This is a genomic window from Pseudomonas spartinae, from assembly GCF_965197125.1.
GTDB classification, from domain to species: domain Bacteria; phylum Pseudomonadota; class Gammaproteobacteria; order Pseudomonadales; family Pseudomonadaceae; genus Aquipseudomonas; species Aquipseudomonas composti_A.
Window position 1 is genome coordinate 1 of the sequence record NZ_CBDAMB010000001.1, and the last position, 25043, is coordinate 25043.

28 protein-coding genes are annotated in these 25043 nt (G+C 63.0%); 15 read left to right on the plus strand and 13 right to left on the minus strand.

Annotation, left to right across the window (positions count from 1 at the left end; translation table 11 throughout):
• Positions 1 to 264: 264 nt before the first annotated feature.
• The 6 genes from ACN8M7_RS00005 to ACN8M7_RS00030 all read right to left on the minus strand — a co-directional run bounded on the left by ACN8M7_RS00005 (position 265) and on the right by ACN8M7_RS00030 (position 3996).
• Positions 265 to 597 carry a YnfA family protein gene (locus ACN8M7_RS00005; protein WP_490259347.1) on the minus strand — a complete coding sequence of 111 codons (333 nt, stop codon included), beginning with the start codon at positions 595 to 597 and terminating at the stop codon, positions 265 to 267.
• Positions 598 to 606: 9 nt separating this feature from the next.
• A complete protein-coding gene (locus ACN8M7_RS00010; RefSeq protein ID WP_490259348.1) occupies positions 607 to 1035 on the minus strand; it encodes a hypothetical protein in 429 nt (142 codons plus the stop codon).
• Between the two features lie 74 nt (positions 1036 to 1109).
• Positions 1110 to 2273: an MFS transporter gene (locus ACN8M7_RS00015; protein ID WP_490259349.1), complete on the minus strand. Its 1164-nt coding sequence runs from the start codon at positions 2271 to 2273 to the stop codon at positions 1110 to 1112.
• A 100-nt stretch (positions 2274 to 2373) separates the two neighbouring features.
• Positions 2374 to 3186 carry an SDR family oxidoreductase gene (locus ACN8M7_RS00020; protein WP_490259350.1) on the minus strand — a complete coding sequence of 271 codons (813 nt, stop codon included), beginning with the start codon at positions 3184 to 3186 and terminating at the stop codon, positions 2374 to 2376.
• Between the two features lie 105 nt (positions 3187 to 3291).
• Positions 3292 to 3660: a DUF2784 domain-containing protein gene (locus ACN8M7_RS00025; RefSeq protein ID WP_490259351.1), complete on the minus strand. Its 369-nt coding sequence runs from the start codon at positions 3658 to 3660 to the stop codon at positions 3292 to 3294.
• A gap of 6 nt (positions 3661 to 3666) precedes the next feature.
• The gene (locus ACN8M7_RS00030; RefSeq protein WP_061241844.1) at positions 3667 to 3996 is read right to left on the minus strand and encodes a DHCW motif cupin fold protein; all 330 of its coding nucleotides are present in this window, start codon (positions 3994 to 3996) and stop codon (positions 3667 to 3669) included.
• 190 nt (positions 3997 to 4186) lie between these two features.
• On the opposite strand from ACN8M7_RS00030, the gene ACN8M7_RS00035 reads away from it, so the two are divergent.
• The 4 genes from ACN8M7_RS00035 (at position 4187) to ACN8M7_RS00050 (ending at position 7599) form a co-directional block, all read left to right on the plus strand.
• Positions 4187 to 4411 carry a DUF2061 domain-containing protein gene (locus ACN8M7_RS00035; protein WP_061241846.1) on the plus strand — a complete coding sequence of 75 codons (225 nt, stop codon included), beginning with the start codon at positions 4187 to 4189 and terminating at the stop codon, positions 4409 to 4411.
• Between the two features lie 160 nt (positions 4412 to 4571).
• Complete coding sequence (locus tag ACN8M7_RS00040; protein ID WP_490259352.1) at positions 4572 to 5870, plus strand: serine/threonine protein kinase; 1299 nt, start codon at positions 4572 to 4574, stop codon at positions 5868 to 5870.
• Positions 5863 to 6633 (plus strand): MlaA family lipoprotein, encoded by a 771-nt coding sequence (locus tag ACN8M7_RS00045; protein WP_061241850.1) that lies wholly within the window; start codon positions 5863 to 5865, stop codon positions 6631 to 6633. The genes ACN8M7_RS00040 and ACN8M7_RS00045 overlap by 8 nt, the downstream gene beginning before the upstream one ends.
• 111 nt (positions 6634 to 6744) lie before the next feature.
• On the plus strand, positions 6745 to 7599 hold the full coding sequence (locus tag ACN8M7_RS00050; RefSeq protein WP_490259353.1) for a pirin family protein: 855 nt from the start codon (positions 6745 to 6747) through the stop codon (positions 7597 to 7599).
• 81 nt (positions 7600 to 7680) lie between these two features.
• On the opposite strand, the gene ACN8M7_RS00055 is transcribed toward ACN8M7_RS00050, so the two are convergent.
• Positions 7681 to 8856, minus strand: coding sequence for a patatin-like phospholipase family protein (locus ACN8M7_RS00055; protein WP_490259354.1), 1176 nt, complete (start codon positions 8854 to 8856; stop codon positions 7681 to 7683).
• 35 nt (positions 8857 to 8891) lie between these two features.
• A complete protein-coding gene (locus ACN8M7_RS00060) occupies positions 8892 to 9824 on the minus strand; it encodes a lipid A biosynthesis lauroyl acyltransferase (RefSeq protein WP_490259355.1) in 933 nt (310 codons plus the stop codon).
• A gap of 228 nt (positions 9825 to 10052) precedes the next feature.
• Between ACN8M7_RS00060 and minC the strand changes: the two genes are divergently transcribed.
• The 7 genes from minC to lpcA all read left to right on the plus strand — a co-directional run bounded on the left by minC (position 10053) and on the right by lpcA (position 15315).
• The gene (gene minC, locus ACN8M7_RS00065) at positions 10053 to 10781 is read left to right on the plus strand and encodes a septum site-determining protein MinC (RefSeq protein WP_061241858.1); all 729 of its coding nucleotides are present in this window, start codon (positions 10053 to 10055) and stop codon (positions 10779 to 10781) included.
• Between the two features lie 100 nt (positions 10782 to 10881).
• Positions 10882 to 11697, plus strand: a complete 816-nt coding sequence (gene minD, locus ACN8M7_RS00070) for a septum site-determining protein MinD (RefSeq protein WP_061241860.1) — start codon at positions 10882 to 10884, stop codon at positions 11695 to 11697.
• The gene (gene minE / locus ACN8M7_RS00075) at positions 11694 to 11948 is read left to right on the plus strand and encodes a cell division topological specificity factor MinE (RefSeq protein WP_004423407.1); all 255 of its coding nucleotides are present in this window, start codon (positions 11694 to 11696) and stop codon (positions 11946 to 11948) included. Before minD ends, minE begins: the two co-directional genes overlap by 4 nt.
• Before the next feature lie 141 nt (positions 11949 to 12089).
• On the plus strand, positions 12090 to 12725 hold the full coding sequence (locus ACN8M7_RS00080; RefSeq protein ID WP_061241862.1) for an RluA family pseudouridine synthase: 636 nt from the start codon (positions 12090 to 12092) through the stop codon (positions 12723 to 12725).
• A gap of 11 nt (positions 12726 to 12736) precedes the next feature.
• Entirely contained in the window at positions 12737 to 13309 is a 573-nt protein-coding gene (locus tag ACN8M7_RS00085) for a class I SAM-dependent methyltransferase (RefSeq protein ID WP_490259356.1), read from the plus strand.
• A gap of 112 nt (positions 13310 to 13421) precedes the next feature.
• Complete coding sequence (locus ACN8M7_RS00090; protein ID WP_490259357.1) at positions 13422 to 14711, plus strand: M18 family aminopeptidase; 1290 nt, start codon at positions 13422 to 13424, stop codon at positions 14709 to 14711.
• Between the two features lie 16 nt (positions 14712 to 14727).
• Positions 14728 to 15315: a D-sedoheptulose 7-phosphate isomerase gene (gene lpcA / locus ACN8M7_RS00095; protein WP_490259358.1), complete on the plus strand. Its 588-nt coding sequence runs from the start codon at positions 14728 to 14730 to the stop codon at positions 15313 to 15315.
• Between the two features lie 151 nt (positions 15316 to 15466).
• Here the strand turns inward: lpcA and ACN8M7_RS00100 are convergent, their stop codons facing one another.
• A complete protein-coding gene (locus ACN8M7_RS00100; RefSeq protein ID WP_061241868.1) occupies positions 15467 to 16216 on the minus strand; it encodes a helix-turn-helix transcriptional regulator in 750 nt (249 codons plus the stop codon).
• A 246-nt stretch (positions 16217 to 16462) separates the two neighbouring features.
• Between ACN8M7_RS00100 and ACN8M7_RS00105 the strand changes: the two genes are divergently transcribed.
• From ACN8M7_RS00105 to ACN8M7_RS00120, 4 genes are all read left to right on the plus strand, one after another.
• Entirely contained in the window at positions 16463 to 17167 is a 705-nt protein-coding gene (locus tag ACN8M7_RS00105) for a hypothetical protein (RefSeq protein WP_490259359.1), read from the plus strand.
• Positions 17168 to 17228: 61 nt separating this feature from the next.
• On the plus strand, positions 17229 to 19622 hold the full coding sequence (lon, locus tag ACN8M7_RS00110; protein ID WP_490259360.1) for an endopeptidase La: 2394 nt from the start codon (positions 17229 to 17231) through the stop codon (positions 19620 to 19622).
• Positions 19623 to 19782: 160 nt separating this feature from the next.
• Positions 19783 to 20175 carry a protease inhibitor I42 family protein gene (locus ACN8M7_RS00115; RefSeq protein ID WP_061241874.1) on the plus strand — a complete coding sequence of 131 codons (393 nt, stop codon included), beginning with the start codon at positions 19783 to 19785 and terminating at the stop codon, positions 20173 to 20175.
• A 138-nt stretch (positions 20176 to 20313) separates the two neighbouring features.
• Complete coding sequence (locus ACN8M7_RS00120) at positions 20314 to 20697, plus strand: pentapeptide repeat-containing protein (protein WP_490259361.1); 384 nt, start codon at positions 20314 to 20316, stop codon at positions 20695 to 20697.
• 74 nt (positions 20698 to 20771) lie between these two features.
• On the opposite strand, the gene ACN8M7_RS00125 is transcribed toward ACN8M7_RS00120, so the two are convergent.
• The 4 genes from ACN8M7_RS00125 to ACN8M7_RS00140 all read right to left on the minus strand — a co-directional run bounded on the left by ACN8M7_RS00125 (position 20772) and on the right by ACN8M7_RS00140 (position 25043).
• Positions 20772 to 21533 carry an ABC transporter permease gene (locus ACN8M7_RS00125; protein ID WP_090433913.1) on the minus strand — a complete coding sequence of 254 codons (762 nt, stop codon included), beginning with the start codon at positions 21531 to 21533 and terminating at the stop codon, positions 20772 to 20774.
• Positions 21530 to 22459 (minus strand): ABC transporter ATP-binding protein, encoded by a 930-nt coding sequence (locus ACN8M7_RS00130; RefSeq protein WP_061241879.1) that lies wholly within the window; start codon positions 22457 to 22459, stop codon positions 21530 to 21532. The genes ACN8M7_RS00125 and ACN8M7_RS00130 overlap by 4 nt, the downstream gene beginning before the upstream one ends.
• A 197-nt stretch (positions 22460 to 22656) precedes the next feature.
• A complete protein-coding gene (locus tag ACN8M7_RS00135) occupies positions 22657 to 23598 on the minus strand; it encodes a 2-hydroxyacid dehydrogenase (RefSeq protein WP_490259362.1) in 942 nt (313 codons plus the stop codon).
• 26 nt (positions 23599 to 23624) lie between these two features.
• Entirely contained in the window at positions 23625 to 25043 is a 1419-nt protein-coding gene (locus tag ACN8M7_RS00140) for an FAD-binding oxidoreductase (RefSeq protein ID WP_490259363.1), read from the minus strand.

Sequence of the window (25043 nt, forward strand, 5' to 3'; positions counted from 1 at the left end):
GTGAACAAGGATTCCTGAGTGATATCGGCGCCACGCATGGAAATCGGGGTTCCCGGCAGATTGGAGCCGATATCGTAAACCTTACGCCGCAAAGCCAGACAGGGCGTAGGCGAATTTCAACAGGCTGTTAAGTGTTGAAAACACCCGAGCGATGGGCTCGTTTGTGTTGGGGGGAATCTTGGCGAGGGGTTATTTCAGCGCAGTTGCCGATATATAAAGATTTGATGACAGCGGAACTTTTTACTTCCGTTGCTTATAAGCGAGTCAGGAGGTGTGCAAACGTGGTCCCAGCAGGATGATCGCGGCGCCAGCCAGACACAGTGCTGCACCCAGCCAGTCGCTGAGCATTGGCCGGGTCTTTTCGATCAGCGCCAGCCACACCAGCGAAGCGACGATATACACGCCACCGTAGGCGGCATAGGCGCGACCGGCAAAGGATGCCTCGACGCGAGTCAGAATCAGGGCGAAGAGCGCGAGACTCAGCAATCCAGGCAACACCCACCAGGCGCTGCGATCGAGCCGCAGCCACATCCAGAAGGCATAGCAACCGGCGATCTCGAACAGGGCTGCCAGCAGAAACCACAGGTAGTTGATCATCGAGGCGACCTATCCGCGCAGAGCGCCTTCACGCTCCCAGGCGCAGCGCACACGCAGCGCGCCCTCCTGCGGGCTGTGAAAGCCGCTATCGGACTCCCAGCGGAAGGTGTGGATGCCGCCCAGTTCGGTTTCCAGGTGAACCACCGCACTGGCCCAGTACAGACGCTTGAGCAGCGCCTCAAAGGTTTCGATCCACAGGTTCCACTCATACTCCACCGCACAGTAGCTCGCGCCGAAGTGGATCACCTGAGTCTGATAGAGGCCTGCGCCGGGCAGATCGCAGAAAGAGAACATTTCCTGGCCGAGGAAGGGCCACAGATCACCCGAGGGCAGTTCGGCCAACACGCCGTGATTGGTTTCGCGGCGCAGACGGCGCTGCTCGGGATCATCCGAGGGCCAGTCGCGGATACAGCCATAGACGATGGATTCGGACTCCACACCGGCACTCCTGAAAAAGCAGAAAGCCTTCTAACACAGCACGCCTGGGCATGAAAGGAACTGCTGCCAATTGTTCAGCGAGACTGGCGGCGGTTTCGCCCCAACAACCAGGCCACCAGCGTCATCAGCAGCGCCAGCGCCGTGAGCACCGCGAATGGCAAGCGGTAGCTGCCGGACAGATCGCGCGCCAGGCCGGTGAGAATGGGCGTCAGACAGCCCAGGCTGTAGCCGGTGAACAGCATCATCGCCGTCCAGCGGCTGACCGCCAGCGGCGAGCCGGCTTCGTAAAGCGGCAGTACCAGCGACAGGGCGAAGGACCCGCCCAGCGAAAAGCCCAGGATCACCGCCCACAACTCCGGCAGCAAACGCGGCATGAAGGTGACCATCGCCAGGCAAGCACAGGTGATCGCCCCACACGCCAGCAGCAGCGGATAACGCGCGTTGTAGCGCTGCGCCAGCCAGGGCAGCAGGAACGAGCTGGGCAGCCCCATGAGCATCGCCAGACTGAGCAGCGAATTGCTGCGCAGCATGCTCAGCCCGGCTTCGTGATAGCGCGCCACGGCCCAGGTCGCGATGGCATAGAACAACCCCGCCTGGATGGCGAAGAAACAACTGATCAGCCAGGCCCGCGGCTGCCCCCAGGGCAAGCCACCGCTTTCCTGTTCGTCGGCTGCGCCGACCTGGTTGGGCAGCCACAGCCAGAGCATGACCCCGAGCAACGCGGGTGCCGCCCATACCGCCAGGCCCAGGTGCCAGGCGTCGCCAAACAGTGCGGTGGCCGGCGCAGTCAGCACCGCGCCACCAGCACCGCCTATGGCCATGCCCAGCGAATACCAACCCACCACACGGCCCATCTGGCTGGCGAAATGACGCTTGATGAAACCGGACAACAGAGGCCCGGCGACCGCGATGGCCGCGCCCAGGGCGATGGCGCTGCCAATCAGCACCGTGCTCTGGTGTGCAGCCAGACGCGCCAGCAGCGCCAGGCCGATCAGCCCGAGGCAGAGCACGATGGTGCGTTCGAGCCCCCAACGCATGGCCAGACGCGGTGCCAGAGGCGCAAGCAGACCCATGCACAGCACTGGCAAGGCGGTGGTCAGGCTGATGAAACTGCGGCTCAGCGAGAGCTCGGCAGCGATGCGTTCGATCAGTGGGGCGAGGGACGTGATGCCGGGGCGCAAATTGATCGCCGCCAGCACCAGGGCCACCAACAACAGGGCCCGAGGGACTGGTTTCACGAGGTATCCGAGGTCATTGCGGCTGGCAGGCCGGGCCGGCCACCCTACCCCTGCAGGCCACGCCAGGCAAGCCTGCAGGCGAAAATAACTGACCTATCGGTCAGCCCGCGGACTTGACCTTTCCGCGCATCTTCTCGGCCATGCTGGCCATTTCGTCGTACAGCGCCTGCGGGTTCTTCTGCTTCAGTGCCCAGGCCATGCGGCCCATCTCGTGCGGCAGAATCAGGAAGCTACCCTTGGCCACTTCGTCATGGATGTAGTTGGCAATGTCCGCAGCACTGATCGGCGAGCTTTCCAGCAACTTGCCAACCTGCGCCTTCATCGCCGGCGTCGGGCCACGGAAGGAGTCCAGCAGATTGGTCTGGAAGAACGACGGGCAGACCACGTGCACGCCGATATCCTGCTGACGCAGCTCCACCAGCAAGGTTTCCGACAGGGCCACCACGCCAGCCTTGGCGACGTTGTAGTTGCTCATGCCCGGGCCCTGCATCAGGGCCGCCATCGAGGCGATATTGACGATCTTGCCCTTGCTCTGCTCCAGCAGCGGCAGGAACGCCTTGCAGCCCTTGACCACGCCCATCAGGTTGATCGATATCTGCCAGTCCCAGTCTTCCAGTGACAACTCGCTGAAAAAGCCGCCGGACGCAACTCCGGCGTTGTTGACGATGATATCGATGCCACCGAACTGCTCTTCGCAGGCCTGCGCCAGGGCCGTCAGCTGACTGTAGTCACGCACGTCGCAACGACGGGTGAAGCCGTCACCGCCAGCCTCCCGCACCAGCGTGAGGGTTTCCGCCAGACCGGCCTCGTTGACATCGGCCAGCGCCAGGCGCCAGCCCTCGCGAGCCCAGCGCAGGGCAATTTCGCGTCCCAGGCCGGAGCCCGCGCCAGTGATCATCATGCGGTTTTGCATAGCAGCCCTGCCTTCAATGTTTGGTTGCAATGGCTGCCAGTGTAGCGAAGGAGATAAAGCCGCCGTGCCTTCATCAGGCTCATGAATGGCCAAGGCAAATCACCGCTACGTGCGTTTGCACCGGACCATGAGCAGATAGGCGTATACCGCGACGTTGATCAGCACCACAAAACCGCCCAGCCAGAGCTGTACCTGAGGTGTCAGCCCTGCCGGATAGATCACAGGAATCAGGTAGTGCTCGATGAAGCCGCCCTCATAACCAGCATCACCGGCCGCCTGCCGCAGCTGGTTCTCCCAGGGCGTCAGCGGACATAGCAGATGGAAGAACTCCACCGTCACGCCCCACGCCACTGCCAGCAGATGCAGCCAGAGCAAGCGCGGCCAGCGCAGCAGCAACAGACCGCCGAGCAACACGAAAAGAATGAATCCCAGGTGGATCACCACCAGAGCATCGGCAGCCAGACGCCAACCCATCGCGTCTCAGTCCACCACGAACAGGCGTGCACCGGACGCGGTCGAGGAACGGTGAGCCTCAGCACCATCCGCCACCTGATAACTCATACCGGGTTTGAGCACGAATACCCGGCCATCTTCCAGTTCGGTGTTCAGCTCCCCCTCAAGGCACAACAACACATGTCCTTTATGGCACCAGTGGTCGGCCAGGTATCCCGGGGAATACTCGACCATGCGCACACGCAGCGAACCGAACTGGCAGGTGCGCCAGCGCGCCACTCCACGCTCCCCCGGATGCTCGGTCACAGGTAGCGACGCCCAGTCCGTCACACCAAAGGGTACATCGCTGATTTGCATAGACCGACTCCATTGCAATAGAGCGCCACCTTGGCGCAGCGCCAAAAAGCGCATAGATAGAAAAATACTTCAAAGAAAAATAAATCGATTTAAAACCACTATGAAAACCATGCAAAGGCCACATTTCCCGGCTCAAACGAACAGGACTAGCCTGTCACACAAGACGAAATGATTCTCAACGAGGCGCATCATGCTCAAGACCCTGACCTTCACCCTCATGCACTTCTGCATCGCCTTCGGCGTCACTTACGCCCTGACCGGCAGCGTCGCCGCCAGCGGCATGGTGGCGGCCATCGAGCCCCTGTGCAACTCGGTGGGTTTCTACTTCCACGAGAAAATCTGGCAGCGTTTCGAGCGCCGAGGTCAGGCGACCGCAGAGCGTCCCAAGCATGCCTGGCTGCACCACCACGCCTAACTGAAGCAGCCTGCAGCCGGCCAGGCTTGCATGGCACGCATCACAACTGCGCATGTTTCCCCGAGATCAGGCAGGATAGTCTGGCACTTTGCCCCGCTTGCTGCTGTCATAAACCAGCTGTTCAATCCAGACGTTCTCTTATTCAAAGGGACTTAACTACATGCCCAGCCTTGCCCGACTCGCCGCCTTGCTCGGCGGCCTGGTCTTCTGTGCCTCCGCAACGGCGGCCGACGTGGACGCCGAAAGCTATGGCTATCCACTGGCCAATCCGTTCGAGGCGACCATCACCACCACGCCGCCTGAGCTGCGCCCCGAACTACCAGCCGATGACGACATCCGGCAAAGCGACTACTCGGTGCGTCTGCGCCCGGATCGCGAGTTCGAGCTGCTGGACAACTTCTGGCCAGTGACCAAGCTGCATTACCGTCTGGCCCGACAAAATGGTCGCGCACCGCTGATCTTCATCATTTCCGGCACCGGCGCGAACTATGCCAGCGGCACCACCGAGTACCTGAAGAAGCTGTTCTACGGCGCGGGTTTTCACGTCGTGCAACTGTCATCGCCGACCAGCTACGACTTCATGGCCGCCGCCTCGCGCTCGGCCACGCCAGGCTACAGCCCGGATGATGCCGACGACCTGTACCGTGTGATGCAGGCCGTGCGCGCCCAGCACCCTAAGCTGGAAGTCAGCGAGTACCTGCTCACCGGCTACAGCCTCGGCGCGCTGCATGCCGCCTTCGTCAGCCAGCTGGACGAAACCCGCCGCGCCTTCGATTTCAAGCGAGTGCTGCTGCTCAACCCGCCGGTCAACCTCTACACCTCGGTCAGCAATCTGGACAAACTGGTGCAGACCAAGGTGCAAGGCATCAACAACAGCACCAACTTCTATGACCTAGTGCTGGGCAAACTGACCCGCTACTTCAACGACAAGGGCTATCTCGACATCAACGAGGCCATGCTCTACGACTTCCAGCAGTCCAAGGAGAAGCTCTCCAACGAGCAGATGGCGATGCTCATCGGCACCTCGTTTCGCTTCTCGTCTGCCGACATCGTGTTCACCTCGGACCTGCTCAACCGCCGTGGCCTGATCACCCCGCGTGACTACCGCATCACCGAGAGCACCAGCCTCACGCCCTTCTTCCAGATGGCTCTGCGCTGCGACTTCGACTGCTACATCGCCGAACAGCTGATGCCCATGTGGCGGGCACGCTACGACGGCGGCAGCCTCAACCAACTGATCGACGAGAGCAGCCTCTACGCGCTGGAGGATTACCTCAAAGGCAGCGACAAGATCGCCGTGATGCACAACGCCGACGACCTGATTCTCGGCCCGGGCGACATCGGCTTCCTGCGCCGCACCTTTGGCGACCGCCTGACCCTTTACCCGCGTGGCGGGCACTGCGGCAACCTCAACTATCGCGTCAACAGCGACGCCATGCTGGAGTTCTTCCGTGGTTAAGCACAGCACCTTTCTGATTGCCCTGCTGCTGGCCAGCGAGCAGGCCCTGGCCGAGCGCCATGTCGACGCCGACGGTTTCACCAACCCGCTGCAGTATCTGCAGTTCAACCCAGGGCTGGATCAGCAGGAGTTCGAGCGCGCCTCCAGCGACGCCCTGCAGGTCTATGACCCGCTGGAGTCGTTGAACCGCCGCGTCTATCACTTCAACTACCGTTTCGATCAGTGGGTGTTCCTGCCCGTGGTCGACGGCTACCGCTATGTCACGCCGAATCTGGTGCAGACCGGCGTGCACAACTTCTTCAACAACCTCGGCGAGATCCCCACGCTGGCCAATAGCGTGCTGCAGCTCAAGGGCAAGCGGGCGATGAACAGCACCGCCCGGCTGCTGTTCAACACCATTCTCGGGGTAGGCGGTATCTGGGACCCGGCGACGAAGATGGGCCTGCCGCGCCTGAGCGAGGACTTCGGCCAGACCCTGGGGTACTACGGCGTACCGGCCGGCCCTTACCTGATGCTGCCGCTGCTCGGCCCGTCGAACCTGCGCGACACTGGCGGCCTGGTGGCGGACTACAGCCTGGAAAACGCGGTCAACTACCTCGACGTGGCCGACGCCAGCCGCAGCAATCCTGGCATCACCGCACTGCGCATCGTCGACACCCGCGCCAATACCGGCTTCCGCTATGGCCAGCTGAACTCGCCATTCGAGTACGAGAAGCTGCGCTTCTTCTATCACGAGTCGCGCAAGCTGAAGATCGCCGACTGATATTCCGGGCCATGCATCGAATTAATCGATGCATGGCCCGGAAATTTTCCACCCAAACATCGATTCAATCCGCATAGCATGACGGCATTCCTAACGTTCAAGGAGCCCGCCATGACTTCGCCACGCCGCGTCATCAGCATCCAGCCTGGCCAACCCGCATCCGACGGTGCCGGCGTGCGCCTCAACCGCGTGATCGGCGGGCCCGGTCTGGAACGCTTCGATCCGTTTCTGATGCTCGACGAATTTTCCACCGACAATCCTGACGACTACATCGCCGGCTTCCCGCCGCACCCGCATCGCGGCTTCGAGACCATCACCTACATGCTCGAAGGTCGCATGCGTCACGAGGATCACCTGGGCAACGTCGGTCTGCTCGGCAGCGGTGGCGTGCAGTGGATGACCGCTGCGCGCGGCATCATCCACAGCGAGATGCCCGAGCAGGAGTCCGGTGCCATGCGCGGCTTCCAGCTCTGGCTCAACCTGCCGGCCAAGGACAAGCTGGGCGACGCCGGTTATCGCGACATTCCGGCCAGCGAGATCCCACGCGTCAGCACGGCGTCAGGCGTCGAGGCGGTGGTGATCGCGGGCGAATTCGATGACGGCGAGATTCGTCAGGCCGGCGCCGTGCAGCGCCCGCACACCCAACCGCAACTGTTCGACCTGCACCTGCCAGCCGGCAGTCAGGTTTCGCCACGCCTGGCCGATGGCCAGCGGGTCATGCTGTACGTCTACGAAGGTTTGCTGGAACTGCCCGAGGCGAGCGCCCAACCGGTCAGTGCCGGACGGCTGGTAAGGCTGTCGGATGAGGGCACGCTGCACCTGACCAGCGCCCATGGCGCGCGGGTGCTGCTGATCGCCGGCACACCGCTGAACGAACCCATCGTGCAATACGGGCCGTTCGTGATGAACAGCCGCGAGGAAATCGAACAGGCGCTGCGTGACTTCCGTGATGGCGTGCTGGCCTGAAACGCTAGAGCGACACAGATATCAGGATGCGCCGTGCGGCTGACGCGCGCGGCGCCCCTGGCGAAGATCAGATGATACGCCTCAAGCAGACTGCGCCACTTCGGCCAACCCGAGAAAACGACTGAGTTCGGCCTTGCGCGTCATCGCATCCTGATAGCCCAGTTCGATCAGTTCACTGCAGTAACCGGGCTCGAACAATAGGTAGCTGAGCACACCCGCGCCACTGGTCTTGGTCGCACCCGGGCCGTGCAGGAACAGGCGCAGCGCCTTGGGCAGCTCACGCTGGTGGCGTGCGGCGATCTGATCCAGCGGCTGGCTCGGAGCGATCACCAGCACATCCACCGGATTCAAACCCAGACCGCGCGGACGCCGCTCAGGCGGCACCAGCGCGCTCATCTGATTGAGCCGTTCGAGCAACTCGATATCGGTTTCCAGGCTGTCGATGAAGGTGCTGTTGAGCATGTGCCCACCGATCTGCGCCAGACTCGGCGGTCGATTGGCCGCAACCACCGGCACAGAGGGATTGCTGTTCGTGTTACCACTGACCCCGATCACCAGCACCCGGCTGGCCCCCAGGTGCAACGCCGGGCTGATCGGCGCTGCCTGGCGCACCGCACCGTCACCGAAATATTCGCGATTGATCTTCACCGGCGGAAAGATCAGCGGAATCGATGCACTGGCCAGCAGGTGCTCGAGCTGCAGACGGGTCGGTACCCCTACCCGGCGGTGGCGAAACCAGGGATCGATGGTGGCTCGCCCCTGATAGAAGGTCATCGCCTGGCCGCTTTCGTAGCCAAAGGCCGTTACCGCCACGGCGCGAAGCTGACGGGAACGCACCGCGGCCGCGATACCGGAGAAGTCCAGCTCGCGCTCTAGCAACTCGCGCAGCGGCGAGCTGTCGAGCAAGGCCACCGGAGCATCGCGCCCCAGACCCAGCAGGCTGTGGCCAACGAAGTGCGCCGCCTGGCGCAGTACTCCGGGCCAGTCGCTGCGGTACACCATGTGAGTATGAAAGCCCTGCCAGACGGAGGTCAGGCGACGCACTGCCTCGCCGAACTGCATCGCGCCACAGGCCAGGCTGACGGCGTTGATCGCCCCGGCCGAGGTGCCGACTATCACCGGAAAGGGATTGTGCGAGGCATCGGGCAGCAGGTCGGCGATGGCCGACAGTACGCCCACCTGATAGGCAGCCCGGGCCCCACCTCCAGAGAGAATCAAACCGGTAACGGGAGCATCGGGACGCGCAATCACTGTCATCGGCTGATCCTGTTTTTCGTTGCAGTATAGATGGGCTACTTGTCCTTTCCGTAGAGCTTCGCTTCGCCCTCGGGTCGGGTCTTGAAGCGACGGTGGGCCCACAGGTACTGCTCGGGGCAGGTGCTGACCACCTGCTCGATCCACTGATTGATGCGCAGGCAGTCGGCTTCTTCGCTCTCGCCCGGAAAGTCGTCCAGCGGCGGGTGGATCACCAGGCGATAACCGCTGCCATCGGCCAGACGCTGCTGAGTGAAAGGCACCACGCGCGCCTTGCCCAGGCGCGCGAACTTGGTGGTGGCGGTAACCGTCGCCGCCTGGATGCCGAACAACGGCACGAAGATGCTCTGTTTGCGGCCGTAGTCCTGATCCGGCGCGTACCAGATCGCCCGACCGGCACGCAGCACCTTGAGCATCGCGCGGATGTCCTCACGCTCGATGGCAGTCGCATCGAGGTTGTGGCGCTCGCGACCACGGCGCTGAACGTAGTCGAACAGCGGGTTGTCGTGCTCGCGGTACATGCCATCGATGGTGTGCAACTGACCGAGCAGCGCGGCGCCGATCTCCAGAGTGGTGAAGTGCACGGCCATGAGAATCACGCCCTGCCCCTCGGCCTGCGCCTGCTGCAGATGTTCGAGGCCTTCGACATGCGCCAGGCGCGCCAGGCGTGCCTTGGGCCACCACCAGCTCATGGCCATCTCGAAAAAAGCGATACCGGTGGAGGCAAAGTTCTCCTTGAGCAGACGCTCGCGCTCGGCAACGCTCTTGCCGGGGAAGCACAGCTGCAGGTTGCGCGCAGCGATCTGCCGGCGCGAGCTCGCCGTGAAGTACATCAGCCAGCCCAGCGCTCGCCCCAGCTTCAGTTGCACGCCATAAGGCAACTGCACCACCAGCCACAGCAGCCCAAGGCCCAGCCACAACGGCCAGAAACGCGGATGAAGAAAACAGGCGCGAAAGCGGGGGCGATCCATGAGGCGTATCCGATCACTTACAAAGCCGCGCATTCTAACGCAGTTTTCCCGCCCGGCTCGGTGGCATAGCTGCCGCCACCGCAGGTCACCGCATGGAATCGACAGCCCGCGTGCACAGCTGACGGCGCGGCGCTCCTGCATGGCTGACGCACGCAGCTTGCGGCAGGCGGGCGATGCCGTTATAAGTCCGGGCATCTTTCGACTCGCCAGAAGGCCCATCGCACCACCATGAGCCAAGCCGACCTCCTCGCCCAAGACCCCGTATTCCAGCTCAAGGGCAGCATGCTCGCCATCACAGTGATGGAACTGGCGCACAACGACCTCGAACGCCTCGACGCGCAGCTGACGGAAAAAGTCGCCCAGGCCCCGGCCTTCTTCAGTAACACGCCGCTGGTGCTGGCCCTGGACAAGCTGCCAGAAGGCGAAGGCGAGCTGGACCTGGCCGAGCTGATGGCCGTCTGTCGCCGTCATGGCCTGCGAACCCTGGCCATTCGCGCCTCGCGGGAAAGCGACGTTGCCGCCGCCGAAGCCATGGACCTGCCAGTGCTGCCGCCCTCTGGTGCACGTGAGCGGCCGCTCGACCCAGCCCCGAAGAAGGTGGAAGAAAAACCACCGGAGCCCGAACACAAGCCCAGCCGCATCATCACCAGCCCGGTGCGCGGCGGCCAGCAGGTCTATGCCCAGGGTGGCGACCTGATCGTACTGGCGCCGGTCAGCGCCGGGGCGGAACTTCTCGCCGATGGCAACATCCATGTTTACGCGCCCATGCGCGGCCGCGCCCTGGCAGGTATCAAGGGCAACACCCAGGCACGAATTTTCTGTCAGCAAATGGGCGCCGAAATGCTGTCGATCGCCGGCCACTATAAGGTCGCCGAAGACCTGCGACGCGACCCGCTGTGGGGCGATGCGATACAGGTCAGCCTGTCGGGTGACGTGTTGAACATCACCCGCCTTTAACGGATACTTCCGCCACTTTTTACGGACACAAAAAGGGCATCTGGAAGCCTCGAATGGCCTCAGATTCCCGCGTTATTTTCATTTTTTGGGGTGAATCACCTTGGCCAAGATCCTCGTAGTCACTTCCGGCAAAGGTGGCGTCGGTAAAACCACCACCAGCGCCGCCATCGGTACCGGCCTCGCTCTGCGCGGGCACAAGACCGTCATCGTCGACTTCGACGTCGGCCTGCGTAACCTCGACCTGATCATGGGCTGCGAGCGCCGCGTGGTGTACGACTTCGTCAACGTCGTCAACGGCGAAGCCACCCTGACTCAAGCCCTGATCAAGGACAAGCGCCTCGAGAACCTCTATGTGCTAGCCGCCAGCCAGACCCGTGACAAGGACGCGCTGACCCTGGAGGGCGTAGAAAAGGTCATCGCCGAGCTGTCGCAGAATTTCGAGTACGTGGTCTGCGATTCGCCGGCAGGTATCGAGAAAGGTGCGCACCTGGCGATGTACTTCGCCGACGAAGCCATCGTCGTGACCAACCCGGAAGTCTCCTCGGTACGTGACTCCGACCGTATGCTGGGCCTGCTGGCGAGCAAATCGCGCCGTGCCGAGAAAGGCGAGGAGGCGATCAAGGAGCACTTGCTGCTCACCCGTTACAACCCCGAGCGCGTTACCAAGGGCGAAATGCTCGGCGTCGAAGACGTCGAGGAAATCCTCGCCATCCGCCTGCTCGGCGTGATCCCCGAATCCCAGGCCGTGCTCAAGGCATCCAACCAGGGTATCCCGGTCATCCTCGATGACCAGAGCGATGCGGGCCAGGCCTACAGCGACGCAGTCGATCGCCTGCTCGGCAAGGAAGTGGCGCACCGCTTCCTGGATGTGAAGAAGCAGGGCTTCCTGCAGCGCCTATTTGGAGGTCGCGAATGAATATTTTCGACTTCTTGCGTTCGCGCAAGAAGGAAACCACGGCCTCCATCGCCAAAGAGCGCCTGCAGATCATCGTTGCCCACGAACGTGGCCAGCGTACCCAGCCCGACTACCTGCCCGCTCTGCAGCAGGAGCTGGTTGAGGTGATCCGCAAGTACGTCAACATCGATTCGGATCAGGTTCAGGTCGCCCTGGAAAACCAGGGTAGCTGCTCGATTCTGGAATTGAATATCACCCTGCCGGATCGTTGATAGAGACTGGCGGTGCTCACGGCGGCTTCGGCCGCCGTATTCGTTTGTAGCAACACGCATCTGTAGGAGCGGATTCATCCGCGAAGCTTCTACAGGCCAAAGCATCGCGAATGAATTCGCTCCTACACCAGCCCACACACCATGCCGCTAAGCCAGATCGAAATTCTCCACCAGGACGCCGCCCTGCTGGTGATCAACAAACCTACCCTGCTGCTGTCGGTGCCCGGCCGCGCCGATGACAACAAGGATTGCCTGGTCACCCGCCTGCAGGAAAATGGCTACCCCGAGGCGCGCATCGTGCACCGGCTGGACTGGGAAACCTCCGGCATCATCGTCCTGGCGCGCGACGCCGACAGCCACCGCGAGCTGTCGCGGCAGTTCCACGACCGCGAGACCGAGAAGGCCTATACCGCCCTGTGCTGGGGCCAGCCGCAGGCCGACAGTGGCAGCATCGACCTGCCGCTACGCTACGACCCGCCTACCAAGCCGCGCCATGTCGTCGACCACGAACTGGGCAAGCACGCCCTGACCCACTGGCGCATCGTCGAGCGCTGCGGCGACTGGTGCCGAGTCGAACTCACGCCCATCACCGGTCGCTCGCATCAGTTGCGCGTGCACATGCTGTCCATCGGTCACCCGCTGCTGGGCGACCGCCTCTACGCCCACGAACAGGCCCTGGCCGCCCATGAGCGTCTGTGCCTGCACGCCAGCATGCTCGCCCTCACCCACCCGCAGACCGGCGAGCGCATGCGTTTCGAGTGCCCGGCGCCGTTCTGAGACAGCGACAAATGAGCGACAAACTCTACTACGACCGCACCCAAGGAGCTCCTGCCTGGCCAGCACTGCTGATGGCGCTGGAGGCAAGCGCCAGGACGACAGGATTTGCCATCGATCTGGGCTGCGGTGCCGGGCGCGATACGCTAGAACTGCTACGTCGAGGTTGGGAAGTTCTGGCCGTAGATCGCGAAGAACAGGCCATTGCGCGCCTGCGCCAACAACTACAGACAGATCAAGCGCAACGACTGATGACTCTATGCGAACACTTTGAACATTGTGAACTCCCGCCGGCCGACCTGATCAATAGCGCCTTCGCCTTGCCATTCTGCCACCCCAAAGAGTTTTCCAATTTTTGGCAACGCATAAGCCGCTCCCTTAAGCATGACGGTCTGTTCTGCGGTAATTTCTTCGGCCCTGACGACGACTGGGCGAGCGGCGATCTGAGCATTCTCGACAGACAGTCCGTGGAAAACCTCTTTGCCGGTTGGGAACTGCTCCATTTTGAGGAAATTGACCGCCAAGGGAGCACTGCTCGCGGCCACACCAAGCACTGGCACCTCTTCTCGGTCGTAGCACGACGCTAGCAAGCTTGAGATAAGCAGCCGATAGAAGCTCACTATCGCCCCAAACAAGTGCGCGAGCGGCACAGCGCGATGCAAATTGGTTACACTCGCGCTATCGTTGCCCGGAGTCCCTATGCGCGAAGAACTGATCCAAGGCCTGCTCGATTTTCTCAACGCCTCGCCGACCCCCTTCCATGCCACCACCAGCCTGGCCATGCGCTTGGAAGCCGCGGGTTACCGCCATCTAGATGAACGCGCGCCCTGGCACCTCGAGGCCGACGGCCGCTACTACGTGACCCGCAACGACTCCTCGATCATCGCCTTCAAGCTCGGCAAGCGCCCGGCGGTAGATGGCGGCATTCGCCTGGTCGGCGCACATACCGACAGCCCCTGCCTGCGCGTCAAGCCGAGCCCGGAGCTGCAGCGCCAGGGCTATTTCCAGCTTGGCGTGGAAGTCTACGGCGGCGCCCTGCTCGCGCCCTGGTTCGACCGCGACCTGTCGCTGGCCGGCCGCGTGACCTACCGCCGTGACGGCAAGGTCGAGAGCCAGCTGATCGACTTCTACCAGCCCATCGCCGTGATCCCCAGCCTGGCCATCCACCTCAACCGCGAGGCCAATCAGGGCTGGGCGATCAACCCGCAAACCGAGCTGCCGCCGATCCTGGCCCAGCTCGCCAGCAGCGAAACCGCCGATTTCCGCGCGCTGCTCGCCGAACAGCTGGCCATGGAGCACGACTTCAACCCCGACGCGGTGCTCGACTACGAGCTGAGTTTCTACGACACCCAGAGCGCCGCCATCGTCGGCCTCAACCAGGATTTCATCGCCAGTGCGCGCCTGGACAACCTGCTGTCCTGCTACGCCGGCCTGCAGGCGCTGATCGACTCGGACGACGAGGAAACCTGCGTGCTGGTGTGCACCGACCACGAAGAAGTGGGCTCCTGCTCGGCCTGCGGCGCCGACGGTCCCTTCCTCGAACAGGTACTGCGCCGCGTGCTGCCGGAAGGCGACGCCTTCGTGCGCAGCATCCAGCGCTCGCTGCTGGTATCGGCCGACAACGCCCACGGCGTACACCCCAACTATGAAAGCAAGCACGACGGCAACCACGGGCCCAAGCTCAACGCCGGCCCGGTGATCAAGATCAACAGCAACCAGCGTTACGCCACCAACAGCGAGACCGCCGGCTTCTTCCGCCACCTGTGCCTGGAGAACGAAGTACCGGTGCAGAGTTTCGTGGTACGCAGCGACATGGGCTGTGGCTCCACCATCGGCCCGATCACCGCCAGCCAGCTCGGCGTGCGCACCGTCGACATCGGCCTGCCCACCTTCGCCATGCACTCGGTGCGCGAACTGGCTGGCAGCCACGACCTGGATCACCTGGTGAAAGTGCTGACGGCCTTCTACTCCAGCCCCGAACTCCCTTGAGGTTCCGAGACCTGTCATGATCGAACATATCCGCAACAGCCTGCAGGAAGCCCAGCGCGCGCTGGAAGCCTTCCTCGCCAACGAGCAGACCCTGGGCAATATCCAGAAAGCTGCCGAACTGCTGGTCGAAAGCTTCGAGCACAAGGGCAAGGTGTTTTCCTGCGGCAACGGCGGCTCGATGTGCGACGCCATGCACTTCGCCGAGGAACTGACCGGACGCTACCGCAAGAACCGTCCCGGCATCGCCGCCGTGTCGATCAGCGACCCCAGCCACATCAGCTGCGTGGCCAACGATTTCGGCTACGACTACATCTTCTCGCGCTATGTCGAATCGCACGGCCGCGAAGGTGACGTGCTAATCGCCATCAGCACCAGCGGCAAGAGCCCCAACGTGGTCAAGGCCGCCGAAGCGGCGAAAACCCTGGGCGTGAAGGTGATCGCCCTGACCGGCAAGCCCGGCTCGCTGCTGGAAAGCCTGGCCGACGTGTGCATCTGTACTCCGGGCGGCGACTTCGCCGACCGCGTGCAGGAGCTGCACATCAAGACCCTGCATATTCTGATCGAGCTGATCGAGCGCAAGCTGAGCCCGCAGAATTACGCCTGAGCAATCCTCGCTCCCGCGCGCGGGAGTGACGGCAAAGGCAGTGGTTTTGAATGAACGGTAGCGCCGCGCCAGGCGCTACCCGCTTCGTATCCGATGCTACGAGCCGGATAGTCAGGGTGAAGCTGCTGGAGCGGCTCTGCTGACGAACGGCTCAAGCCGCACGCAGGCGCTTCGGGGTCAGGCCCATATAACGGCGCATGGCCGTGGTCAGCGCGCTCTGGCTGGAAAAACCACACTCCTCAGCGATTCGCACCAACGGCAGATTACTTTCGCGCAGCATGCGCGCGGCACGGTCGAGGCGGGTCTGCAGCAGGTACTGGTGTGGCGTGAGGCCGACGCTGTCCTTGAACTGGGCGTGGAAGTGGCTGGGGCTCAGGCACATTTCCTGCGCCAGCTCGGCAACGCTGATGCGCCGCGCCAGGTGTTCACCGATGTAATCATCCAGACGCTGCAGGTCCATCGCTCCCTGAGGCTGCCGGCGCTGCTCGCCGAACAGGCGCAGATGCAGGGCCCGGAGCAATACGCCGCCGAGGGAGCGGGCAAGGATCGAGTCGCTGCCATAGCGCTCCAGCTCCGCGCCGGCATAGGTCAACAGGTGCTGGAAATCGACGTCGAGGGCGGGATAACGAGGGGTTTCGAACAGACGATGGAGCAGCTCCAGGTCTTCGCTGGGCGTGTCCTGCTCGTCCAGATCGAGAATCAGCATGCGGTTATCGCCCATGCCGGCGAACTGGTGAGCGGCATCGCCCGGCACCAGACAGGCGCGCATGCGGCACACCTCGCCACCACGACCACCGACCTCGAATTCGGCGCGGCCGACCAGGGACATCACCAGTTGATGATGGTCATGGGCATGTTCATGGGCCTGTTCATCCAGGCGGATCACACGGGCTTGCAACATCACAAAAGACTGGCGGCACGAAACAAGGGTTGCACTTTACTCTTTTTCAACGAAAAACGCCGCAACCACCTATCAGCGAAATGGTTGCACCTTTAGCAACCCGCGCACCGAATAACACCCGCCAACCACTCCAGGCCCTATTACCGTGCACCCAGCAACGCCCGCACAACCGCATCATTCGACGCTCAGGCAAATGGCAGGAGAGTTGCTTCACTGCTTCCGTCCGACAACAACAAGCGAAACGCAATGAGCGACAGCGCCCTTATTCTTTTGCCCCTGCTGATCCTGCTGCTGGTACTGGGATACGGGTTCAGTCAGCGCGCAGAGCGCCGCCAACTCGATGCCAGCAAACAGGCGAACACGGAAATCGTCCAGCGCTGCCTGGACCTGTTGCAGGCGCTGCAGCAACACCGCGGCCTGGGTGCACAGGTGGATGCCGAAGACGTAGCGCAGCGCAATGCGCTGGCGCATCAACTGGACGAGCTCTGGCTCGAATGGCCCGGCGCCAGCCTGTTGCTGCCGCCGCTGCAGCAACACTGGCCGCAGTTGCGCCGCAAGCCCGCCGACTTCGACGCACATTGCCGACTGATCGAGTCGCTGCTGGAGGTGATCGAACTGCTCGAAGATCGCCTGTATCGCCAGGATCACTTCAAGATTCGCGGCCTCGGTGAAGCCTGTCGCTCGCTGGAGGATCTCGCCAGGTTGCGCGGCCTGGCGACACGCGCAGCCAATTACGAGCGCTGCCCGCCGGGCCTGCAGATGCAACTGCGCTTTCTCTGCAAGCGCCTGCTGGACCAGGAGCAGGACCCAGCTCTGCTGGCGTTGATCGAGCGCCTGCAGTGCGACCTGATCGAGTCAGCGCAGATTCGCCTGGCGCCCGGCGAATGCTTCGCGCTGCTTACCCCGCTGATCGAACAGCGCCTGCAAGGTATTCGCCTGAGCCTCGACTGAAACGTTGAAATAGCCCTGCAGTCGCCCCATGTAGCAACCAACGTGCAAGCAAAGGTGCTCCATGAACGATCAGGACATCCACTCCGAAGCTGTCGACGACAACGTGCAGTCCACCACCGGCGTGGTGCTGCCGGCACAAATGCTACCGGACAAGCTCTACATCATCCCCATCAACAACCGCCCGTTCTTCCCCGCGCAGGTGCTGCCGGTGATCGTCAACGAGCATCCCTGGGGACGCACACTCAAGCGCGTGGACAACACCGAGCACAAATGCCTGGCGCTGTTCTATGTCGATAACCCGCCCGATGAACACGGCGAGTTCGACGTCGACAGCTTGCCCGAACACGGCACCCTGGTGCGCGTGCACCATGTCAGCGAGGAGGGCGGCAAGCTGCAGTTCGTTGCTCAGGGCCTGACCCGTGTGCGCATCCGCAGCTGGCTCAGCCGCCGTGGCCCGTACCTGGCCGAAGTGGAATACCCACAGGCGCCCAACGACCCGCGTGATGAGGTCAAGGCCTACGGCATGGCGCTGATCAACGCGATCAAGGAGCTGCTGCCACTCAACCCGCTGTACAGCGAGGAGCTGAAGAACTACCTCAATCGCTTCAGCCCCAACGAGCCCTCGCCGCTCACCGACTTCGCCGCCGCACTGACCACTGCCGCCGGCCAGGAGCTGCAGGAAGTGCTGGACACCGTGCCCATGCTCAAGCGCATGGAGAAGGTGCTGCCGTTGCTGCGCAAGGAGGTCGAGGTCGGCCGTCTGCAGAAAGAACTGTCGGCCGAGGTCAACAAGCAGATCGGCGAGCGCCAGCGTGAATTCTTCCTCAAGGAGCAGCTCAAGCTGATCCAGCAGGAACTGGGCATCAGCAAGGATGACAAGAGCGCCGACCGCGAGGAATTCCTCGCCCGCCTGGAAGGCAAGACCCTATCTGCGCCCGCGCAAAAGCGTATCGACGAGGAGCTGAACAAGCTGTCGATCCTCGAAACAGGTTCGCCGGAATACGCCGTCACCCGCAACTACCTGGACTGGGCAACGGCCCTGCCCTGGGGCATCCACGGCGAGGACAAGCTCGACCTGGGCCGCGCGCGCAAGGTGCTGGACAAACACCACGCCGGCATGGACGACATCAAAGAGCGCATCACCGAATTCTTGGCCGTCGGCGCCTTCAAGGGCGAGATCGCCGGCTCCATCGTGCTGCTGGTCGGCCCGCCCGGCGTGGGCAAGACCAGCATCGGCAAGTCCATCGCCGAATCCCTCGGCAGGCCGTTCTACCGCTTCTCGGTCGGCGGCATGCGTGACGAGGCGGAGATCAAGGGCCATCGCCGCACCTACATCGGCGCCATGCCCGGCAAGCTGGTACAGGCGCTGAAGGAAGCCGAGGTGATGAACCCGGTGATCATGCTCGACGAGATCGACAAGATGGGCACCAGCTACCAGGGCGACCCGGCCTCGGCGCTGCTGGAAACGCTCGATCCGGAGCAGAACGTCGAGTTCCTCGACCACTATCTGGACCTGCGCCTGGATCTGTCCAAGGTGCTGTTCGTCTGCACCGCCAACACCCTCGACTCCATCCCCGGGCCGCTGCTCGACCGTATGGAAGTGATCCGCCTGTCCGGCTACATCACCGAGGAAAAACTGGCCATCGCCAAACGCCACCTGTGGCCCAAACAGCTGGAGAAGGCCGGCGTGCCGAAGGCGCGCCTGTCCATCAGCGATGCGGCGCTGCGCGCGGTGATAGAAGGCTATGCCCGCGAGGCCGGTGTGCGTCAGTTGGAGAAGCAACTGGGCAAACTGGTGCGCAAAGCGGTGGTCAAGCTGCTGGAAGACCCCGAGTCGAAAATCCGCATCGGCGCCAAGGATCTCGAGGAAGCGCTGGGCATGCCGGTGTTTCGCAACGAGCGGGTGCTGGCTGGCACCGGGGTGATCACCGGCCTGGCCTGGACCAGCATGGGCGGCGCCACCCTGCCGATCGAGGCGACGCGCATCCACACGCTCAACCGCGGCTTCAAGCTCACCGGCCAGCTCGGCGAGGTGATGAAGGAGTCGGCGGAAATCGCCTACAGCTACGTCAGCTCGCATCTGAAGCAGTTCGGCGGCGACCCGACCTTCTTCGACCAGGCCTTCATCCACCTGCACGTGCCGGAAGGCGCCACGCCCAAGGACGGCCCCAGCGCCGGCATCACCATGGCCAGCGCCCTGCTTTCGCTCGCGCGCAACCAGGCGCCGAAAAAAGGCGTGGCCATGACCGGCGAGCTGACCTTGACCGGTCAGGTACTGCCCATTGGCGGCGTGCGCGAGAAGGTGATCGCGGCGCGCCGGCAGAAAATCCATGAGCTGATCCTGCCGGAGGCCAACCGCGGCAGCTACGAGGAGCTGCCGGACTACCTCAAGGAAGGCATCACCGTGCACTTCGCCAAACGCTACAGCGATGTGGCCAAGGTGTTGTTCGACTAGACCGGCAGGTGTGGGAGCGGGCCCCGTTCGCGGCGCTTTTCAGCCGCGCGGATATCCGCGAGCCAGGCTCGCTCCTGCACCAAACCGCCCGCCTCTGCGGTCGCCACCGACAAGCCAATACAGCTATGCTGGGCCCAGGTTTCGTCGACTGGAGTTTCTCATGCACGCCACCTTGCGCCTGCTCACCCTGCCCGCCCTGGCCCTGCTTACGGCCTGCGCTCATCAATCCGGCACGCTGGAATTGAAGAAGGACCGGCAGTGCCCGCTGACGCTGAACAAGGGCCAGCAACTGATCCTCAGCCTGCCCAGCAACCCCACCACCGGCTTTCGCTGGGAGGTTCGCGACGGCGCGGAGACTGTCCTGCAAAGCCTCGGCCCGGAGGTCTACAGCAATCCAGAAGACGCCGGACTGGTGGGCGCTGGCGGCATCTCCACCTGGCGCTTCAGCGCGCGCGAGCCGGGCGAAGGCCGCCTGCTGCTGACCTACCAGCAACCCTGGGAGCCGAATGTGCCGCCGGCAGAAACCTTCGAGTGTGAACTGCGAGTGAAATGAGCAAGGCTGATTCTGTGGGAGGGGCTTTAGCCGCGACAGCTCGAAACGGGTCGCCGCTGAAGCGCTTTCTACCGGTCCGCAGGGCGGTACAACCCGCCACCCAACCAAGGAAGTTACTTTTGATTTGCGGAGAGGATCATGAGCGAAAACAATCACCCGTTTCCAGACTCGACATTCAAAGGCTTCACTTTCACACAGTCAGATATGACTGCAGCAAAATTCAACGGCGTTGACCTGTCCGACGCGCATTTCTGGGCAGTGTTGAAGAATGCCCAGTTCAAAGACTGCAATTTGCAATCGGCCAGATTCCATGACGTCAACTTGTCGAACAGCTCGTTCGAAGACATCGATCTAAGCCACTCAACATTTAGCAACATCAACATGTCTGGCGTCACGCTCAGCCATCTCAACCTGGCCAATGTCGAGATCACCGATGCGAACGTGGAGGGCATGAAAATCAATGGCGTGCTCGTGACCGAGCTTATAGGGTGCTACGAGCAAAAGCGCTCACGAACAGACTAGCCCCAAGGCGGGGCACGCCTTGTCGATCCGCGCGGCGGTGGATGTAAAAAGCGACATCCACCCTACGCCATGCCTCAGCTCTTGAGCCGGTAACCGGTCTTGAAGATCCAGCCCACCAGCAGGATGCACAGCGCCAGAAAGCCCAGCACCATCGCCAGGCTGACGCCAACGTTGACGTCGGACACGCCGTAGAAACTCCAGCGGAAGGCGCTGATCAGGTACACCACCGGGTTGAACAGGGTCACCGTCTGCCAGGCCGGCGGCAGCATGCTGATCGAATAGAAGGCGCCGCCGAGGAAAGTCAGCGGCGTGACGATCAGCGCCGGGACGATCTGCAGCTTCTCCCAGCCATCGGCCCACACGCCGATGATGAAGCCGAACAGGCTGAAGGTCAGCGCCGTCAGCACCAGGAACGCCGCCATCCACAGCGGATGCTGAATCTCGAAATCGACGAACAGCCTCGCCGTGAGCAGGATGATCAGACCGAGAATCACCGACTTGGTGGCTGCCGCGCCGACATAGCCGATCAGAATCTCCAGATAGGACACCGGCGCGGAAAGAATCTCGTAGATGCTCCCGGAGTACTTGGGCATGTAGATGCCGAACGAGGCGTTGGAGATGCTTTCGGTGAGCAGCGCCAGCATGATCAGGCCGGGGATGATGAAGGCGCCGTAGCTCACGCCCTGCACCTGGGTCATGCTCGAACCGATGGCCGAGCCGAACACCACGAAGTACAGCGAGGTGCTGATCACCGGGGTGGCGATGCTCTGCAACAGGGTGCGCCAGGTGCGCGCCAGCTCGAACAGGTAGATGGCCTTGATGGCGTACAGGTTCATGCGCGCGACTCCTTGAGCAGGGACACGAAAATCTCCTCCAGCGAACTCTGGCTCGACTGCAGGTCCTTGAAGTCGATGCCGTGCTGAGCGAGATCACGCAGCAACTCGGCGATGCCGGTGTTCTCGTGCTGGGCATCGAAGGTGAACACCAGGGCATGGCCCTGATCGGCCAGCTCCAGCCCATAGCGCGCCAACTCGGCCGGCACGCAGGACAACGGCTGCTGCAATTGCAGGGTCAGCTGCTTCTTGCCCAGCTTGTGCATCAGCACCTGCTTGTCCTCCACCAGGATGATGCGACCCTGGCTGATTACCCCGATGCGGTCGGCCATTTCCTCGGCCTCTTCGATGTAGTGGGTGGTGAGGATGATGGTCACGCCGCGCTCGCGCAGGCGCCGCACCATGTTCCACATGTCGCGGCGCAGCTCTACGTCGACGCCGGCCGTGGGTTCGTCGAGAAAGAGGATCTGCGGCTCATGGGAGAGCGCCTTGGCGATCATCACCCGGCGTTTCATGCCACCGGACAGTTCCATGATCTTGGCATTGCGCTTGTCCCACAGCGACAGGTCCTTGAGCAGTTGCTCCAGGTAGGCCGGATCGGGCTTCTTGCCGAACAGGCCACGGCTGAACTTGACCGTGGCCCAGACGGTTTCGAACACGTCGCTGACCAGCTCCTGCGGCACCAGGCCGATCTGCGAGCGGGCCGCGCGGTAGTCGCGGACGATGTCGTGCCCCGCTACCAGCACCTGGCCCTCGCCCGGATTGACGATGCCGCAGATGATGCTGATCAGGGTGGTCTTGCCGGCGCCGTTGGGGCCGAGCAAGGCGAAGATCTCGCCCTGGCGAATCTCCAGGTCGATGCCCTGCAGGGCCGGGTGGCCCGAGGCATAGATCTTGTTCAATTGCGCGATGGAAATGATCGGCTGCACGCTGGATCGCCCCTTGCCTGCGGAAAACGCTGCAGTTTACAGGGCTTGTGCCAGCGACATCAGCGCACAGCAGAAAAAACGGCGCACTTGTGGTGCGCCGGGGATGCTGCAGGTGAGGTAAGAAACGTTCGCAGCGCTTGTGACGCTGTGACGATAGACCGGACGGCGAACCCCGCCCGGCCATATTCCGTGGGGACTCAGAGCGGCGTCAGCAGCTTGCCGGTGGCGATAAAGGCGCGCAGGTTGTCCAGCACCAGTTCGGCCATCTGCTGACGGGTCTCGACGCTGGCGCTGCCAACGTGCGGCAGCAGCACCACATTGTCCAGCTCGCGCAATGCAGCCGGCACCTGGGGTTCGCGTTCGAAGACGTCCAGCCCGGCGCCGCCGATCATCTTCTGCTCAAGTGCAGTGATCAGCGCCGCTTCATCGACCACCGAGCCACGCGCCACGTTGATCAGAAAGCCATCAGGCCCGAGCGCTTCGAGCACCTCGGCGTTGATCAGGTGATGAGTAGCCTTGCCACCCGGACAGGTCAGCACCAGAAAATCCGCCCAGCGCGCCAGCGCCAGCAGATCCGGCTCATGCTGGTAAGGGCTGCCCTCGACCGCACGGCGATTGTGGTAACGCACCGGCATGGCGAACCCGGAGGCGCGCAGCGCCACCGCCTCGCCGATGCGGCCGAGGCCGACGATGCCCAGGCGCTTGCCACTGACCCGACGCGCCAGCGGGAAGCCCGTGGTGCTGTTCCAGGCGCCGCCGCGCACGAAGCGATCGGCCTCGGACAGGCGCCGCGCGCTGTCGATCATCAGGCCCATGGCCAGGTCGGCTACGCAGTCGTTGAGCACATCCGGCGTGGTGCTGAGGGCAATGCCACGGTCGCGCAGCAACTCCAGCGGATAGGGGTCGTAGCCCACACCGAAACTGCAGATGGCGCGCAGGTTGGGCAGCAGCGCGAGCTGATCGGCCGTGCAGCCGAAACGTGCCGAGGACACCATGTAGATGAACTGCTCGCCCCGCTCACGCAGGAACGCCAGCGGCTCGGCCTGTTGCCACAGCGCACTGACCTCGTATTCTTCGGCCAGCTCGCGATTGAAGCGCTCGCTCAGCGGGCCGATCTGCAGCACCTTGGGTTTGCTCATGAGGCCTCCTGTTTAGGTTGTGCCATTTACAGCATTTTGCCCGGATTCATCAGCCCGGCCGGATCCAGCGCCTGCTTGATGCGCGCCATCAGCTCCAGCTCCAGCGGCGCCTTGTACTGTTGCGCGGCCAGGCGCTTGGACTGGCCCAGGCCATGTTCGGCGCTGATGCTACCGGCATCGTGCAGGGTCGAGTCGTAGATCACCCGCATGATCGCCTCGGCCTGCGCCTTGAACGACGCGTCCTCGGCGCCAACCGGTTTGCTGATGTTGTAGTGCAGGTTGCCGTCGCCGACGTGTCCGTAGGCGACGATGCGCACACCGGGAAACGCCTGTTGCAACGCCTGATCGGTACGCGCGATAAAGTCCGGAATACGGCTGACCGGCACGCTGATGTCGTGTTTGAGGCTCGGCCCCTCGTGGTTCTGCGCTTCGGAAATACCCTCACGCAGCGCCCACAAGGCGCGCACCTGCGCGTCGCTGGCAGCGACCACTGCATCCAGCGCCACGCCTTGTTCGAAGGCGGCACCGAGGCCCTCTTCCAGCAATTCGTTCAACGGCGCGTTGGGTTGGGTGTCGCTCAGCTCGATCAGCACGTACCAAGGATGCACCTCGGCGAACGGGTCGCTGACACCGGCGACATGACGCAGGACGAACTCGACGCTCTGTCGCGACATCAGCTCGAAGCCGGTCAATCGCTCGCCGCAAAGGCTGCGCATCTGCCCGATAAGCTCGACGGATGCCTGCGGGCTGGGCAGCGCCACCCAGGAAGTGGTCAGGCTGCGCACCGCAGGGAACAACTTGAGCACGGCGGCGGTGATGATGCCCAGGGTGCCTTCGCTGCCGATGAACAGGTGCTTGAGGTCATAGCCCGTGTTGTCCTTGCGCAGCCCGCGCAGACCGTCCCAGATGCGCCCATCGGGCAGCACCACTTCCAGGCCCAGGGTCAGCTCGCGCATATTGCCGTAGCGCAGCACCGCGGTGCCACCGGCATTGGTCGCCAGGTTGCCGCCGACCGTGCAACTGCCCTCGGCGCCCAGCGACAGCGGGAACAATCGCCCTACCTCGGCGGCGGCCTCCTGCAGCTGTTGCAGGATCACCCCGGCTTCGACGGTGATGGTTTCATTGCCCACGTCCACTGCGCGGATGCGTTTCATGCGTGTCAGCGACAGCACGATCTGCGCAGCGGAATCGTCGGGGATCGAGCCGCCGCACAGACCGGTGTTGCCGCCCTGCGGCACCAGCGCCACGCTGGCCTGCGCGCACAGGCGCACTACCGCCGCCACTTCTTCGGTCGAGCCCGGGCGCAGCACCGCCGCCGCCTGTCCGCGGTAGGCGCCGCGCCAGTCGCTCAGGTAGCTCTGCATACGCTCGGCATCAAGGATCAGGCCAGCCTCGCCGACCACCTCGCGCAATGCCTGGAGCAGATCATCGGAAAGGCCACTCAT

Excerpts from the sequence above, each read along its gene's own strand:
- ACN8M7_RS00035 (WP_061241846.1), top strand. The coding sequence starts at position 4,187 with ATGCTCAAGACCCTGACCTTCACCCTCATGCACTTCTGCATCGCCTTC.
- ACN8M7_RS00020 (WP_490259350.1), bottom strand. The coding sequence starts at position 3,186 with ATGCAAAACCGCATGATGATCACTGGCGCGGGCTCCGGCCTGGGACGC.
- ACN8M7_RS00060 (WP_490259355.1), bottom strand. The coding sequence starts at position 9,824 with ATGGATCGCCCCCGCTTTCGCGCCTGTTTTCTTCATCCGCGTTTCTGG.
- lon (WP_490259360.1), top strand. The coding sequence starts at position 17,229 with ATGAACGATCAGGACATCCACTCCGAAGCTGTCGACGACAACGTGCAG.
- ACN8M7_RS00090 (WP_490259357.1), top strand. The coding sequence starts at position 13,422 with ATGCGCGAAGAACTGATCCAAGGCCTGCTCGATTTTCTCAACGCCTCG.
- ACN8M7_RS00085 (WP_490259356.1), top strand. The coding sequence starts at position 12,737 with ATGAGCGACAAACTCTACTACGACCGCACCCAAGGAGCTCCTGCCTGG.
- ACN8M7_RS00055 (WP_490259354.1), bottom strand. The coding sequence starts at position 8,856 with ATGACAGTGATTGCGCGTCCCGATGCTCCCGTTACCGGTTTGATTCTC.
- ACN8M7_RS00080 (WP_061241862.1), top strand. The coding sequence starts at position 12,090 with ATGCCGCTAAGCCAGATCGAAATTCTCCACCAGGACGCCGCCCTGCTG.
- minE (WP_004423407.1), top strand. The coding sequence starts at position 11,694 with ATGAATATTTTCGACTTCTTGCGTTCGCGCAAGAAGGAAACCACGGCC.
- ACN8M7_RS00050 (WP_490259353.1), top strand. The coding sequence starts at position 6,745 with ATGACTTCGCCACGCCGCGTCATCAGCATCCAGCCTGGCCAACCCGCA.
- ACN8M7_RS00005 (WP_490259347.1), bottom strand. The coding sequence starts at position 597 with ATGATCAACTACCTGTGGTTTCTGCTGGCAGCCCTGTTCGAGATCGCC.
- ACN8M7_RS00105 (WP_490259359.1), top strand. The coding sequence starts at position 16,463 with ATGAGCGACAGCGCCCTTATTCTTTTGCCCCTGCTGATCCTGCTGCTG.
- lpcA (WP_490259358.1), top strand. The coding sequence starts at position 14,728 with ATGATCGAACATATCCGCAACAGCCTGCAGGAAGCCCAGCGCGCGCTG.
- ACN8M7_RS00040 (WP_490259352.1), top strand. The coding sequence starts at position 4,572 with ATGCCCAGCCTTGCCCGACTCGCCGCCTTGCTCGGCGGCCTGGTCTTC.
- ACN8M7_RS00100 (WP_061241868.1), bottom strand. The coding sequence starts at position 16,216 with ATGTTGCAAGCCCGTGTGATCCGCCTGGATGAACAGGCCCATGAACAT.
- ACN8M7_RS00125 (WP_090433913.1), bottom strand. The coding sequence starts at position 21,533 with ATGAACCTGTACGCCATCAAGGCCATCTACCTGTTCGAGCTGGCGCGC.
- ACN8M7_RS00120 (WP_490259361.1), top strand. The coding sequence starts at position 20,314 with ATGAGCGAAAACAATCACCCGTTTCCAGACTCGACATTCAAAGGCTTC.
- ACN8M7_RS00140 (WP_490259363.1), bottom strand. The coding sequence starts at position 25,043 with ATGAGTGGCCTTTCCGATGATCTGCTCCAGGCATTGCGCGAGGTGGTC.
- ACN8M7_RS00115 (WP_061241874.1), top strand. The coding sequence starts at position 19,783 with ATGCACGCCACCTTGCGCCTGCTCACCCTGCCCGCCCTGGCCCTGCTT.
- ACN8M7_RS00135 (WP_490259362.1), bottom strand. The coding sequence starts at position 23,598 with ATGAGCAAACCCAAGGTGCTGCAGATCGGCCCGCTGAGCGAGCGCTTC.
- ACN8M7_RS00030 (WP_061241844.1), bottom strand. The coding sequence starts at position 3,996 with ATGCAAATCAGCGATGTACCCTTTGGTGTGACGGACTGGGCGTCGCTA.
- ACN8M7_RS00025 (WP_490259351.1), bottom strand. The coding sequence starts at position 3,660 with ATGGGTTGGCGTCTGGCTGCCGATGCTCTGGTGGTGATCCACCTGGGA.
- minC (WP_061241858.1), top strand. The coding sequence starts at position 10,053 with ATGAGCCAAGCCGACCTCCTCGCCCAAGACCCCGTATTCCAGCTCAAG.